Here is a 15,833-nt window from a genome sequence, read left to right as displayed (position 1 = left end):
CGGTCGGCCTTCAGACGTCCGGTTCGATCCGTGCCGCGTCCCCGCGAAACGGATACGCGAGCATCGGCGGGGCGTGGGATTGCCCGTGCCGCAGGAACACCCAGTTCAAGGCGTTGAAGCGCTCCAGGTCCGCAGCGGCTGCTGCCGCCACGTCCGTGGGCGAGAGCTTCAGTTCGCGACCGACCTCCGTCCAGACCTGCGCAAGGGTTCGCACGCCATCGATCAACCGCAGGCACGCCATCGCGGGCGCGCCCGGAACCAGCTGAATCGTGTGGCGAGAGGACAGAGCCAGTCTGGCGCTGCCGCGGTTGCCAAGCTGCTGTGCGTATTCGGCTGCGGGCAGGGTGAGGAAGAAGGGCACCATCTCCGGGTCCAGGAAACTCGCCGCCGAACGGCCCGGGCGGGCGGCATAGAAGCCGTGCACATACATGTGCCCGTGCAGCAGCTCACCGACCGCGTGGCGCTCGCGCGGTGCGCGGGCAAGCAGCTTTCCCTTGAAGTCCCCGTTGCCGCAGTAGATGTCCGGTTCGTACTCCAGGCGCAGCGTGTCGTGGAAGTTCGTGAAGTTCACCAGGGACAGGCGCGCGCCCTGCACGAATTCGTACAACTCGGGCACCGTGTACGCACGATCCTGCGCATGGAGAAACGTGTCGACCAGGTTCGCCTCGTCGGCCATCCTGGCCTCGAGCTGCTGGCGAGTGCGGCCACGCAGCATCAGGTGTGACGGGGACAGTGCGCGCACTGCTTCCCTGAAGTTGTCGACCTGCCTGCGCAGGTCGGGCTCGTCGCGGTTCAGGAGGCGCATGAGGTCCTGCATCGCATAGACGTCGGCACGTCCATAGCGGCCGTAAACCATCAGGCCCATGCCGCCGTCGTCCTTCAGCACCTGCGCGAGCGCCTGCAGGCCGGCATCGGGCTGTGGAAGGTGGTGCAGCACGCCCAGGCAGCTGACGTAGTCGAAGAGCCCCAGGCCCAGTCGCGGGGCGTCCAGCAAGGAGCCGTGCACCCATCGAATCCCGGATTCCAGCCCACGAGCCCGGGCGCGTTGGCGGGCGATCTCCATGCTCGCCTCGCTGATGTCCAGATAGACGACCTCCGCGCCGCAGCCTTGCAGTTGCGCGGCCAGGAAGATGGCCGCGTCCCCCGTGCCGCCGCCGGCAACGAGCGCTCGAAACCCCTTGCTGAAATCCCGCCGGCCGCCGAACGCGTGATGACAGACCTTGCCCAGGATGTCGGTGCGCGTCAGCGGCAGGCTGCCGGGTCTTTCCGCTGCGGCATTGCGCGCCGGGAATGGGAAGGCTTCGTACAGATCGCGAACCTTGGAGTTCTCCGCCATGGGTCCAGTCTAGCGAACGCGTTCCGGCCGTCCATGGTGATTGGCCGGGGGTGGCGTCATGAACCTGTCACGAAAGCTTTCTAGAGTGCAGTCAATCCCTTCCCAAAACCCGAAAAGGCACCCGCATGAATTTCCGCCTCCCCGTGGCTTCCGTTGCCCTGGCCGCCGTGGCCTTCGCCGGCGTCGCTGCCGCGCAGGACGTGACCGGCGCAGGCGCGAGCTTCCCGGCTCCCCTGTACGCCCGTTGGGCCGCCGACTACAACAAGGCGACCGGCGTCAGGATCAACTACCAGTCCGTCGGCTCCGGTGCCGGCATCAAGCAGATCGACGCCAAGACGGTTGCCTTCGGCGCGTCGGACATGCCGCTGAAGGACGAGGAACTGGCCAGGAAGGGACAGATCCAGTTTCCGACCGTGATCGGCGGCGTCGTGCCGGTGGTGAACATCCAGGGGATCGCCCCCGGCCAGTTGCGCCTGAACGGCCAGGTGTTGGGCGACATCTACCTGGGCAAGATCACGAAGTGGAACGACACCGCGATCAAGGCGCTGAACCCCAGCCTCGCGCTGCCCGATGCCGCCATCGCCCCGGTTCGCCGTGCCGACGGTTCCGGCACCACCTTCATCTTCACCAACTACCTGTCCAAGGCCAACGCCGACTGGAAGGCTAAGGTCGGTGAAGGCACCGCCGTCAACTGGCCCACCGGCGCGGGCGGCAAGGGCAACGAGGGCGTCGCCGCCTTCGTGGGCCGCCTGCGCAACTCCATCGGCTACGTCGAGTACGCGTACGTGAAGCAGAACAAGATGACCTACGCATCGCTGCAGAACGCTGCCGGCCAGTTCGTGAACCCCGACGACAGCGCCTTCAAGGCCGCGGCCGTCGGCGCAGACTGGTCCAGGAGCTTCTACCAGATCCTCACGAACCAGCCCGGCGCGCAGTCCTGGCCGATCACCGGCGCCACCTTCATCCTGCTGCACAAGGTGCAGGACAAGCCGGCGGAGGCTGCCGCGACGCTCAAGTTCTTCGACTGGGCCTACAAGAACGGCGACAAGACCGCCGAGGACCTGGACTACGTGCCGATGCCCGCCGGCGTGAAGGCCCAGGTCCAGAAGCTGTGGGCCGCCGAACTCAAGGATGGCTCGGGCAAGCAACTCGCGACCCAGTGACGACCGCGATCGACTACGGGGCGCTGGAGAGCCGGCGGCCGGCGAATGCGTCGTCGCCTGTTTCCCGCATTCGGACCGGCGCCATCCTGGACCGGCTATTCGGCTGGACCGCGCGTGGCGCCGCGCTGCTGACGCTCGCCTTGCTGCTCGGCATCCTCGCGTCGCTCTTCATCGGCGCCTGGCCCGCAATCGAGAAGTACGGGCTGGGCTTCTTCGCATCGACGACCTGGGACCCGGTGAGCGAAGAGTTCGGTGGCCTGGTGATGATCTACGGCACGCTGGCGACCTCGCTGATCGCGCTCGTCATCGCCGTGCCCGTGAGCTTCGGCATCGCCGTCTTCCTCACCGAGCTTTCGCCCGCTTGGCTCAAGCGGCCGCTGGGCACGGCCATCGAACTGCTCGCGGCGGTCCCCTCCATCGTGTACGGCATGTGGGGCCTGCTGGTGTTCGGTCCCTTGCTGGCCACCTTCGTGCAGCAGCCGCTGCAGTCCGTGTTCGCCAACGTGCCCGGGCTGGGCACGCTCTTCTCCGGTCCCGCCGTGGGCATCGGCATCCTGTCCGCGGGAATCATCCTCGCGATCATGATCATTCCCTTCATCGCCGCCGTCATGCGCGACGTGTTCGAGGTCACCCCGCCCATGCTCAAGGAGTCCGCCTACGCGCTGGGCTCGACGACCTGGGAGGTGGTGTTCAAGGTGGTGCTGCCCTACACCAAGGGCGGCGTCATCGGCGGCATCATGCTGGGCCTGGGCCGTGCGCTCGGCGAGACGATGGCGGTCACGTTCGTGATCGGCAACTTCAACCAGCTCGATTCGCTCAGCCTCTTCGCGCCCGCCAACAGCATCACTTCCGCACTCGCGAACGAGTTCGCCGAGGCCGCCAGCGGCATGCACCAAGCGGCGCTGATCTACCTGGGCCTGGTGCTGTTCTTCATCACGTTCGTGGTGCTCACCCTGTCCAAGCTGCTGCTCGCGCGCCTGCGCCGCGCGGAAGGAGCGCGGTCATGAGCACGGGCGACTCGCTGATGCTGGCGGCAGCCCTGGCCGAACAGCGCGAGCGCCAGTACGGCAAGCGCAAGCGCGTCAACAAGGTCGCGCTGGCGCTGTCGCTCGCGGCCATGGCCTTCGGCGTGTTCTGGCTGGTGTGGATCCTCTGGTCCACCGTGCAGCTGGGCATCGGCGGCCTGAACTGGGCAGCCGTGAGCCAGATGACGCCGCCGCCCAACGATCCAGGCGGCCTGCTCAATGCCCTGTGGGGTTCCTTCCTGATGGTGGTGCTCGCCACCTTCGTGGGCACGCCCATCGGCATCATGGCCGGCATCTACCTGGCCGAATACGACGTGAAGGGCTGGCTGGGCACGACGACGCGCTTCGTCAACGACATCCTGCTGTCGGCGCCGTCGATCGTGATCGGCCTGTTCGTCTATGCGGTCGTCGTCGCGCGCTTCAAGCATTTCTCCGGCTGGGCCGGTGCGATCGCGCTGGCGCTGATCGTGATCCCGGTCGTCATCCGCACGACCGAGAACATGTTGCTGCTGGTGCCATCGGCACTGCGCGAAGCAGCCTATGCCCTGGGCGCACCGAAGTGGAAGGTCATCACGCGCATCACGCTGCGCGCCGCCCGTGCCGGTGTGGTCACGGGCATCCTGCTGGCCGTGGCGCGCATCTCCGGCGAGACGGCGCCCCTGCTCTTCACCGCGCTGAACAACCAGTTCTTCACCTCCGACCTGGCCCAGCCCATGGCCAGCCTGCCGGTCACCATCTTCAAGTTCGCCATGAGCCCCTACGAGAACTGGGAGCAGCTCGCCTGGGCCGGCGTCTTCCTCATCACCATGGCCGTTCTGGGCCTGAACATTCTCGCGCGCGTGCTCACGCGCAACAAGCTCTGACCATGGACGCCTCCATCGCACCCGAACGCGTGCGCGCCAAACTGGCCGTGCGCAACCTGAACTTCTACTACGGGCGCTTCCACGCGCTGAAGAACATCAACCTGGAGATCCCCGAGCGAAAGGTCACGGCCTTCATCGGCCCTTCGGGCTGCGGCAAGTCGACGCTGCTGCGCACCTTCAACCGCATGTACGAGCTCTACCCGGACCAGCGCGCGCAGGGCGAGATCGTCCTGGACGGGGAGAACCTGCTCACCTCGAAGAAGGACGTGGCGCTGCTGCGCGCCAAGGTCGGGATGGTGTTCCAGAAGCCCACGCCTTTCCCCATGTCCATCTACGACAACATCGCCTTCGGCGTGCGCCTGTTCGAGTCGCTGTCGGATGCGGACATGGACGAGCGCGTGGAGTGGGCGTTGCGCAAGGCGGCGCTGTGGGACGAGGTCAACGGCAAGCTGAGCCAGAGCGGTGCCGGCCTCTCCGGCGGGCAGCAGCAGCGCCTGTGCATCGCGCGCGGCATCGCCATCAAGCCCGAGGTGCTGCTGCTGGACGAACCCTGTTCCGCGCTGGACCCGATCTCCACCGGCAAGATCGAGGAGCTGATCGTGGAGCTGAAGAAGGACTACACCGTGGTGATCGTCACGCACAACATGCAGCAGGCGGCGCGCGTGTCGGACTACACGGCGTACATGTACCTGGGCGACCTGGTGGAAGTGGGCGAGACCGAGCAGATCTTCTTCAAGCCCAAGCGGCAGGAAACCGAGGACTACATCACCGGCCGCTTCGGCTGAAGAGAGGACGGAACATGGCTGACAAACATCTTTCGACCCAGTTCGACAGCGAGCTCAATGCGCTGTCCCAGCGCGTCATGGAACTCGGCGGCCTGGCCGAAGCCCAGATCCGGCAGGCGATCTACGCGCTGGCCCATTTCAGCGAGGAAGCGGCGCGCCAGGTCATGGAGACCGAAGCGCGGGTGAACCAGATGGAGATCGAGATCGACCGGGACCTGTCCTCGGTCATCGCGCGGCGCCAGCCGACGGCGCGGGACCTGCGCCTGCTCATGGCGATGTCCAAGACCACGGCCAACCTGGAGCGCGTGGGCGACGAAGCCGAGCGCATCGCGCGCATGGTGCAGTCCATGATCGCCAAGAGCGGGTCGGTGCGCACGCTTCCGGCGAGCGAGCTGAATGTCGCCGCGGACCTCGCGTCCGGCCAGCTGCGGCGCGCCCTGGACGCCTTCGCGCGCCTGGACACGGCCGCGGCAGTGTCCATCATGAAGCAGGACGACCTGCTCGACGAGGAGTTCGACGGCTTCGTGCGCAAGCTGATCACGTACATGATGGAGGATCCGCGTACCATCTCCAGCAGCCTGGACCTGCTGTTCGTGGCCAAGGCGATCGAGCGCATCGGCGACCACGCCAAGAACATCGCGGAGTTCATCATCTACGTGGTCAAGGGCGCGGACGTGCGCCACAGTTCCATCGAGCACATCGAGTCGGCGGTCAAGTAGGGAAGCGATGAAGAACCAGCCACGCATCCTGATCGTGGAGGACGAGCCGGCGATCGCCGAGCTGATCGCGGTGAACCTGCGGCACAACGGCATGTCGCCGGTGTGGACCGAGGACGGCGACGCCGCCCAGCGCGAGATCGATGCGGTGCTGCCCGACGCCATCCTCCTGGACTGGATGCTTCCCGGTTCCAGCGGCCTGCAGCTGGCCAGGCGCTGGCGCGCGGACGGCCGCACCAAGGCGATCCCGATCCTGATGCTCACTGCGCGTGGCGACGAGCCGGACAAGGTCGCGGGGCTGGACGCCGGCGCCGACGACTACATCACCAAGCCGTTCTCGACCCAGGAGCTGCTCGCCCGCATCCGCGCCGTGCTGCGCCGGCGCACGCCGGAGAAGTCCGAGGAGACGGTGACCCTGGGCGGCATCAGCCTGGACGCAGCGGCGCACCGGGTGCTCTGGAACGGCCGGCCGGTCAAGATCGGGCCCACCGAATTCAAGCTGCTGCACTACCTCATGCGCCATCCCGAGCGCGTGCACAGCCGCCAGCAGTTGCTGGACCGCGTGTGGGGCGACCACGTCTTCATCGAGGAGCGCACGGTGGACGTGCACGTCAAGCGCCTGCGCGAGGCGCTGGGGCCGGGCGGCGTGCTGGTCGAGACGGTGCGCGGGGCCGGCTACCGCATCACGGCCCACCCGGCATGACCTTGCGGCTACTCGGCTTTCTTGTGTGCCTGGCTGCCGGCGCGATCGGGGGCTGGCTGCTCGGCGAGGCCGGCGGCGCCGCCATCGGTGTCGCGGCCGGCGCGCTGGCCTGGTTCGTGATCGAGAGCTGGCGCGCGCGGCGCGTCCTGCGCTGGCTGCGCGAAGGGCAGTTGCGCGGCGCGCCCACCCTCGGTGGCACCTGGGGCGAGGCGGCCGAGCGTGCCCGGCGGGCCCTCCTCGCCCGCGAGCAGCGCGCGGAAGACGCCGAGCGCCGCCTGGAGGCCTTCCTCGAGGCGATCCGTGGGTCGCCCAACGGCGTCGTGCTGCTGGACCCGCAGGGCCGCATCGAATGGTGCAACCAGACGGCCAGCGCCCATTTCGGGCTGGACCCCGCGCGCGACCTGCTGCAGCACATCCTGAACCTCGTGCGCGACCCGGGCTTCGCCAGCTTCTATCACGCGGGGCACTACACGCGCGAGGTGGTTGTCGAAGCACCGGCGAGTTCGGCGGCGCGGCCGCGCCGGCTGGCGCTGTACGTCCACCCCTACGGCGAAGGGCGGCGCCTGCTGCTCTCGCGCGACGTGACCGAGCTGGAGCAGGCGGAGGCCATGCGGCGCGACTTCGTCGCCAACGTGTCGCACGAGATCCGCACGCCGCTGACGGTGCTTTCCGGTTTCGTCGAGACGCTGCAGACGCTGGAACTGCCCAAGGAGGAGCGCCAGCGCTACCTGCAGATGATGGGCCAGCAGGCGCAACGCATGCAGACGCTGGTGCAGGACCTGCTGTCGCTCTCGCGCCTGGAAGGCAGCCCCTTGCCGGGCAAGTCTGAGTGGACCTCGGTGGCCGGCCTGCTCGCGCAGGCGGAGCAGGAGGCGCGCTCGCTCGCGGCCAGCCAGCGCAAGAGCCTGGACCTGCGCTTTGCCGACGCGTCCGGCTGGGAGGTGGCCGGCGCCGCCGGCGAACTGCAAAGTGCCGTGTCCAACCTGGTGAGCAACGGCGTGCGCTACACGCCCACGGGCGGCACGGTGGAAGTCCAGGTGCGCCGCGGCGAGAACGACGGGCTGGAACTCGCCGTGCGCGACACCGGTCCCGGCATCGGCCAGGAACACCTGCCGCGGCTGACGGAGCGCTTCTACCGCGTGGACCGCAGCCGCTCGCGCGAAAGCGGCGGCACCGGCCTGGGCCTGGCCATCGTCAAGCACGTGGTGCAGCGGCACGGCGGCGAGCTGCGCATCGAAAGCACGCCCGGCGCCGGCTCCACCTTCACCATCGTGTTGCCCGCGGGCCGCGTGCGCGCGCCCGAACTCAGGCCGGCCGGAAGCGGCGCACGGCCCGCCACAGAATCAGCGGCAGGATGAGGGCGAGCAGGGCGAGCGCGCTGCTGCTCGCCACCCAGAAGGCCGTTGGGCTCTGCTGCGCCGGCACCGTCCCCAGTCCCCGGTAAGCGAGCAGGTAGCCGCCGACCACGCCCACGCCCCAGAGCACGACGCAGTAGGCCACCAGCGGGGCGACCGTGACCCGGTAGCAGCGCAGCATGAAGACGCACAGGGCCTGCATGGTGTCGCCGAAATGGTAGACGGCGACCCAGGCGAGGAGGCCAGCGGCGACGGCGGCCACCTGCGCGTCGCCCGAGTACAGCGAGGCAATGCCGGAGCGCGCCAGCAGCACCGTGCAAGCCAGGGTTACGCACATGCCCAGGCCCATGCGAAAGCCGCTGCGCATGCTGGCGCGGGCCTGCCGCGGGTCGCCCGCGCCCAGCCAGTAACTGACCCGCGCGCTGGTGGCGATCGCGATGGACAGCGGCACCATGTACAGCACCGCCGCCATGTTCGCCGCGATCTGGTGCGCCGCCGCCGGCAGCGTGCCCTGGCGGGCGATCAGCAGGGCCATCAGCGTGAACGAGGTGACTTCCACCATGATCGACAGGCCGGCCGGGATGCCCAGGCGCGCGAACTCGCCGATGGTGGGCCAGTGCGGCGGCTCGATCGCGTGCCAGATCGCATAAGGCCGGTACAGCGGGTCGTGGCGCACCAGCCAGAAGGCGACCAGCAGCATCGCCCAGGTCACGACCACCGTGGCCCAGGCACAGCCCACCGCGCCTCCCGCCGGCAGGCCCAGGCCGCCGAAGGCGAACCAGATGGTCAGCGGCACCTTGGCCGCGAGCGAGCCGAGCTGCAGCCAGGTCACCAGCTGCGGCTTGCCCAGGCTCTGGTTCAAGGTGCTGTACATGCGGAACAGGAGCGCGGGCGGCAGGGCCAGGGCGAGCACGCCGAGGTACTGGCGCACGCTGCCTTGCAGGGCCGCCGGCACCTGCGCGCCGTGCAGCAGCGCGTTGGGATAGAGCAGGCCGATCACGCCCACCAGCGAGGCCAGCGCGGCGAGGTACAGCGCCTGCCGCACCGAGCGCCCGACGTCGGCGTGGCGGGCCGCGCCGTGCAGCTCGGCCCAGGTGGGCAGCAGGGCCTGGAAGATGCCCATCATGGCCACGAACACCGAGATGTAGACGGCCGATCCCACGGACAGCGCGGCCAGCGCCTGCTGCGAGAAGCGGCCGGCGACGATGGTGTCGGTGATGCCGAAGGCCATGGTGGCCAGCTGGCCCGCCAGCACCGTGCCGGCGTGGCGCGCGATGATCCCGCGTTCGTTCACTTCTTCTTGTACAGCAGCAGGTTCTCGCGGGCGTCGGTCGGGCGCGGAATGCGCGCGACCAGCACCCAGTGCTTCTTGTCGAAGGCCGTGGGCACCGAGAGTTCCAGGTCCTCGGTGGCGACCAGCCAGGTGCACGGACTGGTGGTGGAGGCCGTGCGCAGGTCCATCCGGCCGTGGTACCTGAGGGCCGCGAGCTGCGGGCGATTGAGCCCGAAGGCCTGCACGCAGCCGGGGGCGTCGATGCGCGCCACCAGCCGCTGCACGGGCGCCGCATAGCTGCGGGCGTAGTCCAGCACTGGCAGCCACAAGGTCATGACCAGCAGCCAGGCGAGCGCCGCGCCGCCGGCCGGCAGCACGAGGCTCTTCCAGATCGCCTGGCGATTGCGCTTGGTGCGCCAGCGCACCAGCGCCAGCCAGGCAACGGAGGCGATCAGCGCCATCGCGAAGGCCACCCAGCCGAAGCTGGGCTGGAAGCCGGGCGCCAGCCGGGCGACGTTGGCCGCCGGCTTGGCGGGCACGCCGGTCTGCAGCGAGATCCAGATCACCCAGATCACCAGCGCACAGGAGCTGAAGAACAGCAGGGTGAACCAGTCGATCAGCGCGGAGACGTTGCGCTGCAGGGTGGGCAGCGCGAACGCCGCGAGCGCGGCGAGCGCCGGCAGTGCCAGGAGCAGGTTGCGGTCGGGGGTGTGCGAGAAGGCCGCCGCGACGATGCCGACCAGGGCGAACCACAAGGGCAAGGCGACGTGCCGGCGCCCGAGTTGCCGGCGCCAGCGCCACACCGTCCAGAGGGCCAGGGGCCAGGCCGGCCAGGTGAACCACGCGAACAGGCGCAGCAAGGAGCCCCCTTGGTGCACGGTGAGCTCGGAGGTGGGCTGCAGCCGCCACTCCCACATCCCCAGGGCCGCGCCGGCCGCGGCCGCCACGAGCGCCGCGGCGAGCACCACGGCCACGCTCTGGGTGCGGGTCACCTGACGGTCGTCCGCGTCCTCGGCATCGCTGGCGTGCAGCACGGCGCCCCCCGCGGCGAACAGGGCCGCCATGGCAGGCGCTCCGCTGAGCCCCAGTCCCACCAGTCCGACGAGGACGGCGACGGCGGGCACCACCAGCCGGTAAGGCAGGGCCGCCAGGCCGTAGAAGGTGAGCGCCGTGAACGAGAGCTGCGCCAGCGCCGGCGTCGTCTCGTGCGAGAGTTGCATCAGCCCGAGCGAGGCGATGAGGGCAAGCAGGGCGCCGTCGGCGATCGCCCGGGCGTAGTCCGTGGGGCGGGCCTCGCCGCCGAAAGCGAAGGGCACGGGCTGGGCGGCGGGCGTGCGGGCGAGGTAGTACACGCCGTACCAGGCCGCCACCAGGCTCAGGACCAGCAGGCCGATGAACGGGATGCGCGCGGCAAAATCCGGCTGCACCCAGGACGGCGCCACCTGCATCGCCCACGCGCCCAGCCAGTACGGCAGGAGGGCCGTGAATTCCGGGGCTTGCCCGAGCAGCTGGGGGTGCAGCCAGCTCGCGTTGCCGTGGGCCAGCTCGAACATGTAGCCGAACGCCATGATGTCGGCGTTCTTCCAGGGCTCGCGGCCGACGAACCCGGTCAGCACGTACGCCGCGCAGAACAGCAGCAGCGCCAGCCGGGGCAGGCGCCGCACGGCGCTCTGGGCGACGATGGCGGGGGTGGGGCGGTTCACGCGCGGGAGTGTGTCACAGGCCGGCGGCCGGCCCCGGCAACAAAAAAGGCAGCCCGAAGCTGCCTTTCCTGGGTGCCACGCGGCTTACTTGCCCGTGGGCTTGCCGAACTTCTTGAAGAACTTGTCGACGCGGCCGCCCATGTCGTTCACCGACTTCTGGGTGCCCGTGTAGAACGGATGCGATTCGCTGGAGGTGTCCAGCTTGAACAGCGGCAGCTCGCGGCCGTCTTCCATCGTGATCTTGTCGCGAGCCGGCACGCAGGAACGCGTGACGAACTTGAAACCGTTCGACAGGTCCTGGAAGCACACGTCGCGGTAATTGGGGTGAATGCCGTCTTTCATGGGGTCCTCGTCAGGTGTCAGTAGCCGCGCCAGCCTATTCCGGCGTACTTTCCGCAGTCAGCCTGCGATTATAGCCCGGCAGGCAAGGCAGAGCCAGGATGCGGGCCATTCACCGCAGAGGCGCGCAGGGTAGGTGCGGCCTGTGCGGTAAAGCTATCCGGCCGTTCAGCCGCCGCGCCGCATCATGTCGAAGAACTCCACGTTGGTCTTGGTGGCCTTCATCGACTTGAGCACCATTTCCATCGCCTCGATCTCGTCCATGTTGTACATGAACTGGCGCAGGATGCGGGTCTTCTGCAGGATCTCGGGGGCCAGCAGCAGTTCCTCGCGGCGGGTGCCGGAGCGATTGAGCTGGATGGAGGGGAAGACGCGCTTCTCGTAGAGGCGGCGGTCCAGGTGCAGTTCGCAGTTGCCGGTGCCCTTGAACTCTTCGAAGATGACTTCGTCCATGCGCGAGCCGGTGTCGATCAGCGCGGTGGCGATGATGGTCAGCGAGCCGCCTTCTTCCACGTTGCGCGCCGCGCCCAGGAAGCGCTTGGGGCGCTGCAGCGCGTTGGAGTCGACACCGCCGGTCAGCACCTTGCCGGAGGAGGGCACGACGTTGTTGTAGGCGCGCGCCAGCCGGGTGATCGAGTCCAGCAGGATCACCACGTCCTTCTTCAGTTCCACCAGGCGCTTGGCGCGCTCGATCACCATCTCCGCGACGTGCACGTGGCGGGCGGCCGGCTCGTCGAAGGTGGACGCGATCACCTCGGCCTTCACCGAGCGCTGCATGTCGGTCACTTCTTCCGGGCGCTCGTCCACGAGCAGCACCATCATGTAGCTGTCGGGGAAATTGGCGGCGATCGCGTGCGCGATGTGCTGCATCATCACCGTCTTGCCGCTCTTGGGCGGCGCCACGATCAGCGCGCGCTGGCCCTTGCCGATGGGGGCGATGATGTCGATGATCCGCCCCGTGATGTTCTCTTCGCCCTTGAGGTTGTCGCGTTCCAGGCGCATCTGTTCCCGGGGGAACAGCGGCGTCAGGTTCTCGAACATGATCTTGTGCTTGTTGTCCTCCGGCACGCCGCCGTTGACCTTGTCGAGCTTGGTCAGCGCAAAGTAGCGCTCGCCGTCCTTGGGCGTGCGGACTTCGCCCTCGATCATGTCGCCGGTGTGCAGGTTGAAGCGGCGCACCTGCGAAGGCGAGATGTAGATGTCGTCGGTGCTCGCGGTGTAGCTCGTGTCCGGGCTGCGCAGGAAGCCGAAGCCGTCCGGCAGGATCTCGAGGACGCCATCGGCGAACACCTGTTCACCAGCGCGGGCGCGCTTCTTGATGATGGCGAACATCAGCTCCTGCTTGCGCATGCGGCCGACGTTTTCGATTTCGAGCTCTTCGGCCTGCTTGAGGACTTCCGAGACGTGCAGCGCCTTGAGTTCGTTCAGGTGCATGGAGGGACCCCTTGGGGGATTTTCTGAAGGTCTGGGGGGAAGGTTCTGTGCCGGGCGAGAGATGCCCTGCGAACCGGTTCGGACTGCCCGCCTGCCTGTGGCGGATCAGCGATGGGGCGGATTATGCAGCAAAAAAAGAGAAACGGGGCCGTCGGGGCCCCGTTCGGGTCTGGCGTGGCGTTACGCCAACTGCTGGTCGAGGAAGGCGGTCAGTTGCGCCTTGCTCATCGCGCCCACCTTGGTGGCGGCGAGCTGGCCGTCCTTGAACAGCATCAGGGTGGGGATGCCGCGGATGCCGAACTTCGCGGGCACGTCGCGGTTCTCGTCCACGTTCATCTTGGCGACCTGGAGCTTGTCCTTGTAGGTTTCGGACACTTCGTCGAGGATGGGCGCGATCATCTTGCACGGACCGCACCACTCCGCCCAATAGTCCACCAGCACGGGCTTCTGGGCTTTCAGGACGTCGGATTCGAACGACGCGTCGGAGATGTGCTTGATCAGGTCGCTGGCCATGGATTCCTCTCGGGAGGCGGGGACCACCCCCGCTACAGCTACAGTCAGGGCATTGTGACAGAAACCAAGACCCCTCGCCGGGGCGGGGCCGGCGGGTGTTTGCTATGGATGGGATAGCAATTCACCATCCATCCACGCGGCATTGGCGGGAGCTCATGGAAAAGCTGCAGGCCGAAATGGCGGCCCGCGGCGCCCATGCCGCGCGCACCGTCGTGCTCCTGCCCTACGCACAGCTCATGCCCGTGGCGCGGCGGTTCTGGGCCGCGCTCGCCCCCGACGGCTTCGCCCCGCGCTTCGAGACCACGATGAACTGGGCGCGCCAGCGCCCCTGGCTTCCGGGCGACCTGGACCTGTCGTTCGACATCGGCCGCGACCTGCTGACGGCGCGCGGCTGGCTGGAGCAGGGCGGGCTGCGCGCGCAGGCCGATGCACTCGCCGGACAACTCGTGGATGCGGCGTGGCAAGCGGCCGAAGCGGCACGCGCCGTCCCGCCCGCGCAGCGCGCCGACTGGGCCGCCGGCCTGCGCCCGCAGCTGCTGCAAGGCATGGAAGCGCCTGCCGTGGCCATCGAAGCCGCGATCGCGCGCATCGCCTTCGAATGGGTTGCCGCTTCGGCCTATGCCACCGACGCCTTGCTCGATGGCAGCCTGGCGGCGGACCTGGACCTGCTGGTGATCCTGCAAGGCTTCCAGGCCGAGGCCGTGCCGCAGGCGCTGGCACGCCAGTTGGTCGAGCGCGCGCTGACCTGGCCCTTGCCGGCCGAGGCGCCGCAAGGTGCGATCGCCCTGCACGCGGCCGCGGACGCGACCGAGGAAGCGGAACGTGCCGCGGCCTGCGTGCTGCGCCGCCTCGACGCCGGCCAGGTGCCCGTCGCCCTCGGCGCCACCGACCGCGTGCTGACGCGGCGCATCGGCGCCTTGCTGTTCACGCGCGGCGTGCCGGTGCGCGACGAGACCGGCTGGAAGCTGTCCACCACGCGCGCCGCCGCCAACCTCATGACGGCCTTGCGCGGTTGCGCCTGGGATGCGCCGGCGGACGCGGTGCTGGACTGGCTGAAGAACGTGCCGGCGATGGGCTCCGGCACCGTGCAGGGGCTGGAGCGCAAGGTGCGTCGCGCCGGGCAGCGCGAATGGCGCATGCTGCGCGCTTCGGACTGGGGCGAATCGGAAGGCCTGCAGGCGGCGGCGCAACGCGTGGCGGCCTGGCGCGAGAGCCTGCAGGCGCCCCGCACGCTGCTGGATTGGCTGGCGGCCACGCGCCAGGTGCTGCGCGATTGCGGCCAGTGGGACGTGCTGCGTTCGGACGCGGCCGGCCAGAAGGCGCTGGAGGCGCTGCGGCTGGACGAGTCCGCCGCTGGCGACTGGGCGGCCTGGCCGCGGGCCCAGCGGCGGCTGAACGCGCGCGAGTTCAACGCCTGGGCCAACGAGGTGCTGGAGAGCGCCAGCTTCGTGCCGCCGCATCGCGGCGACGAGCAGGTCGTGGTGCTGCCCATGAGCCAGCTGCTGGGCCATCCGTTCGCGTCCCTGGTCCTGCCCGGTTGCGACGAGCGCAGCCTGCCCGCCTCGCCGGAGCCGCCGGCCGGCTGGTCGCAGGCGCAGCGCGCGCTGCTCGGGCTGCCGCTGCGCGCCGACCTGGAAGCGGCGCAGCGCGCCGCCTGGGCCCACGCCATGCAGACGCCCGAGGCCGACGTGCTCTGGCGCGCGAGCGACGATACCGGCGAGCGCAGCCTGGCCAGCCCGATGGTGCAGGCCTTGCGCCTCGCAGGCGGCGGCACGGCCGCGAGCGATCCGCGCCGCCTGCGCGAGGAGGCCGCACAGCCCGTGGCGCGGCCCTCGGTCCAGGCGCCGCAGCTGGTGCCCGCGCAGCTGTCCGCCAGCAGCTACGAGGACCTGCGCCGCTGTCCCTATCGCTTCTTCGCCATGCGCATGCTGGGCCTGAAGGAAGCCGACGAGATCGAATCCGAGGTCGACAAGCGCGACTTCGGCACCTGGCTGCACGGCGTGCTCAAGGTCTTCCACGAGGCGCTGCGCGATCGTGGCGACGTCCCGCCCGGGGAGCGCGCCACGTTGCTGGAGGCGATCGCGCGCGAATCCATGGAGCGGCTGCGTCTCGGCGAGGGCGAGTTCCTGCCGTTCGCCGCGGCGTGGCCCGCCGTGCGCGAGGGCTACCTCGCCTGGCTGCAGGAGCACGAAGGCCTGTTCGAAGAGGCCGAGGGCGAGCACACGGTGCCGCTCGGAACGCTCACGCTGGGAGGCTGGATAGACCGCATCGACCGGCTGCCGGGCGGCGGCACGCTGGTGATGGACTACAAGACCGAAGGGCTGCAGGTCACCAAGGACCGCATGAAGACGCCGCTGGAGGACACGCAGCTGGCCTTCTATGCGCTGTTGCTGCCCGGGCGCGAGGTGCGGGCGGCGTACCTGAACGTCGGCGAGCGCGGCAAGGTCGAGGCCGTCGTGCACGAGTCCCTGCAGGAGGCGAGCCAGTTGTTGCAGGAGGCGATCGCCACCGAGATGCGCCGCATCGCCGAGGGCGCGCCCATGCCCGCCCTGGGCGAAGGTCGCGCGTGCGAGTTCTGCGCCGCGCGCGGCCTGTGCCGGAGGGATTCCTGGAGTGAGTGAAGCG

14 protein-coding genes are annotated in these 15,833 nt (G+C 69.0%); 8 read left to right on the top strand and 6 right to left on the bottom strand.

Annotated features, from left to right (window positions below; translation table 11 throughout):
- Positions 1-10 precede the first annotated feature (10 nt).
- On the bottom strand, positions 11-1,336 hold the full coding sequence (locus tag AC3EGR_RS10655; protein WP_488546448.1) for a class I SAM-dependent methyltransferase: 1,326 nt from the start codon (positions 1,334-1,336) through the stop codon (positions 11-13).
- A 125-nt stretch (positions 1,337-1,461) separates the two neighbouring features.
- On the opposite strand from AC3EGR_RS10655, the gene pstS reads away from it, so the two are divergent.
- The 7 genes from pstS to phoR are packed head-to-tail and all read left to right on the top strand — an operon-like array spanning position 1,462 to position 7,949.
- Positions 1,462-2,499 carry a phosphate ABC transporter substrate-binding protein PstS gene (gene pstS, locus AC3EGR_RS10650; RefSeq protein ID WP_488546447.1) on the top strand — a complete coding sequence of 346 codons (1,038 nt, stop codon included), beginning with the start codon at positions 1,462-1,464 and terminating at the stop codon, positions 2,497-2,499.
- 23 nt (positions 2,500-2,522) lie between these two features.
- Positions 2,523-3,506 carry a phosphate ABC transporter permease subunit PstC gene (pstC, locus tag AC3EGR_RS10645; RefSeq protein WP_488546508.1) on the top strand — a complete coding sequence of 328 codons (984 nt, stop codon included), beginning with the start codon at positions 2,523-2,525 and terminating at the stop codon, positions 3,504-3,506.
- Positions 3,503-4,387: a phosphate ABC transporter permease PstA gene (gene pstA, locus AC3EGR_RS10640; RefSeq protein WP_488546446.1), complete on the top strand. Its 885-nt coding sequence runs from the start codon at positions 3,503-3,505 to the stop codon at positions 4,385-4,387. The genes pstC and pstA overlap by 4 nt, the downstream gene beginning before the upstream one ends.
- 2 nt (positions 4,388-4,389) lie before the next feature.
- On the top strand, positions 4,390-5,172 hold the full coding sequence (gene pstB, locus AC3EGR_RS10635) for a phosphate ABC transporter ATP-binding protein PstB (RefSeq protein ID WP_488546445.1): 783 nt from the start codon (positions 4,390-4,392) through the stop codon (positions 5,170-5,172).
- A 14-nt stretch (positions 5,173-5,186) separates the two neighbouring features.
- The gene (phoU, locus tag AC3EGR_RS10630; RefSeq protein ID WP_488546444.1) at positions 5,187-5,891 is read left to right on the top strand and encodes a phosphate signaling complex protein PhoU; all 705 of its coding nucleotides are present in this window, start codon (positions 5,187-5,189) and stop codon (positions 5,889-5,891) included.
- Between the two features lie 7 nt (positions 5,892-5,898).
- The gene (gene phoB / locus AC3EGR_RS10625; protein ID WP_488546443.1) at positions 5,899-6,591 is read left to right on the top strand and encodes a phosphate regulon transcriptional regulator PhoB; all 693 of its coding nucleotides are present in this window, start codon (positions 5,899-5,901) and stop codon (positions 6,589-6,591) included.
- Positions 6,588-7,949, top strand: coding sequence for a phosphate regulon sensor histidine kinase PhoR (phoR, locus tag AC3EGR_RS10620; protein WP_488546442.1), 1,362 nt, complete (start codon positions 6,588-6,590; stop codon positions 7,947-7,949). The genes phoB and phoR overlap by 4 nt, the downstream gene beginning before the upstream one ends.
- Here phoR and AC3EGR_RS10615 read toward each other — a convergent pair.
- The 5 genes from AC3EGR_RS10615 to trxA all read right to left on the bottom strand — a co-directional run bounded on the left by AC3EGR_RS10615 (position 7,897) and on the right by trxA (position 13,208).
- Positions 7,897-9,240, bottom strand: coding sequence for an MATE family efflux transporter (locus tag AC3EGR_RS10615; protein ID WP_488546441.1), 1,344 nt, complete (start codon positions 9,238-9,240; stop codon positions 7,897-7,899). The two genes, phoR and AC3EGR_RS10615, sit on opposite strands and share 53 nt — an antisense overlap.
- On the bottom strand, positions 9,237-10,922 hold the full coding sequence (locus AC3EGR_RS10610) for a hypothetical protein (protein WP_488546440.1): 1,686 nt from the start codon (positions 10,920-10,922) through the stop codon (positions 9,237-9,239). Before AC3EGR_RS10610 ends, AC3EGR_RS10615 begins: the two co-directional genes overlap by 4 nt.
- Positions 10,923-11,006: 84 nt before the next feature.
- On the bottom strand, positions 11,007-11,264 hold the full coding sequence (locus AC3EGR_RS10605; RefSeq protein ID WP_488546439.1) for a type B 50S ribosomal protein L31: 258 nt from the start codon (positions 11,262-11,264) through the stop codon (positions 11,007-11,009).
- A gap of 165 nt (positions 11,265-11,429) precedes the next feature.
- On the bottom strand, positions 11,430-12,695 hold the full coding sequence (gene rho, locus AC3EGR_RS10600; protein ID WP_488546438.1) for a transcription termination factor Rho: 1,266 nt from the start codon (positions 12,693-12,695) through the stop codon (positions 11,430-11,432).
- Between the two features lie 180 nt (positions 12,696-12,875).
- The gene (gene trxA / locus AC3EGR_RS10595) at positions 12,876-13,208 is read right to left on the bottom strand and encodes a thioredoxin TrxA (RefSeq protein ID WP_488546437.1); all 333 of its coding nucleotides are present in this window, start codon (positions 13,206-13,208) and stop codon (positions 12,876-12,878) included.
- A gap of 155 nt (positions 13,209-13,363) precedes the next feature.
- Here trxA and AC3EGR_RS10590 point away from each other — a divergent pair, with 155 nt between their 5' ends.
- On the top strand, positions 13,364-15,829 hold the full coding sequence (locus AC3EGR_RS10590; RefSeq protein ID WP_488546436.1) for a PD-(D/E)XK nuclease family protein: 2,466 nt from the start codon (positions 13,364-13,366) through the stop codon (positions 15,827-15,829).
- The last annotated feature ends 4 nt before the right edge of the window (positions 15,830-15,833 follow it).

This window comes from Ramlibacter sp. G4-7 (assembly GCF_057784995.1).
This window is presented reverse-complemented; position numbering and strand designations above follow the sequence as displayed.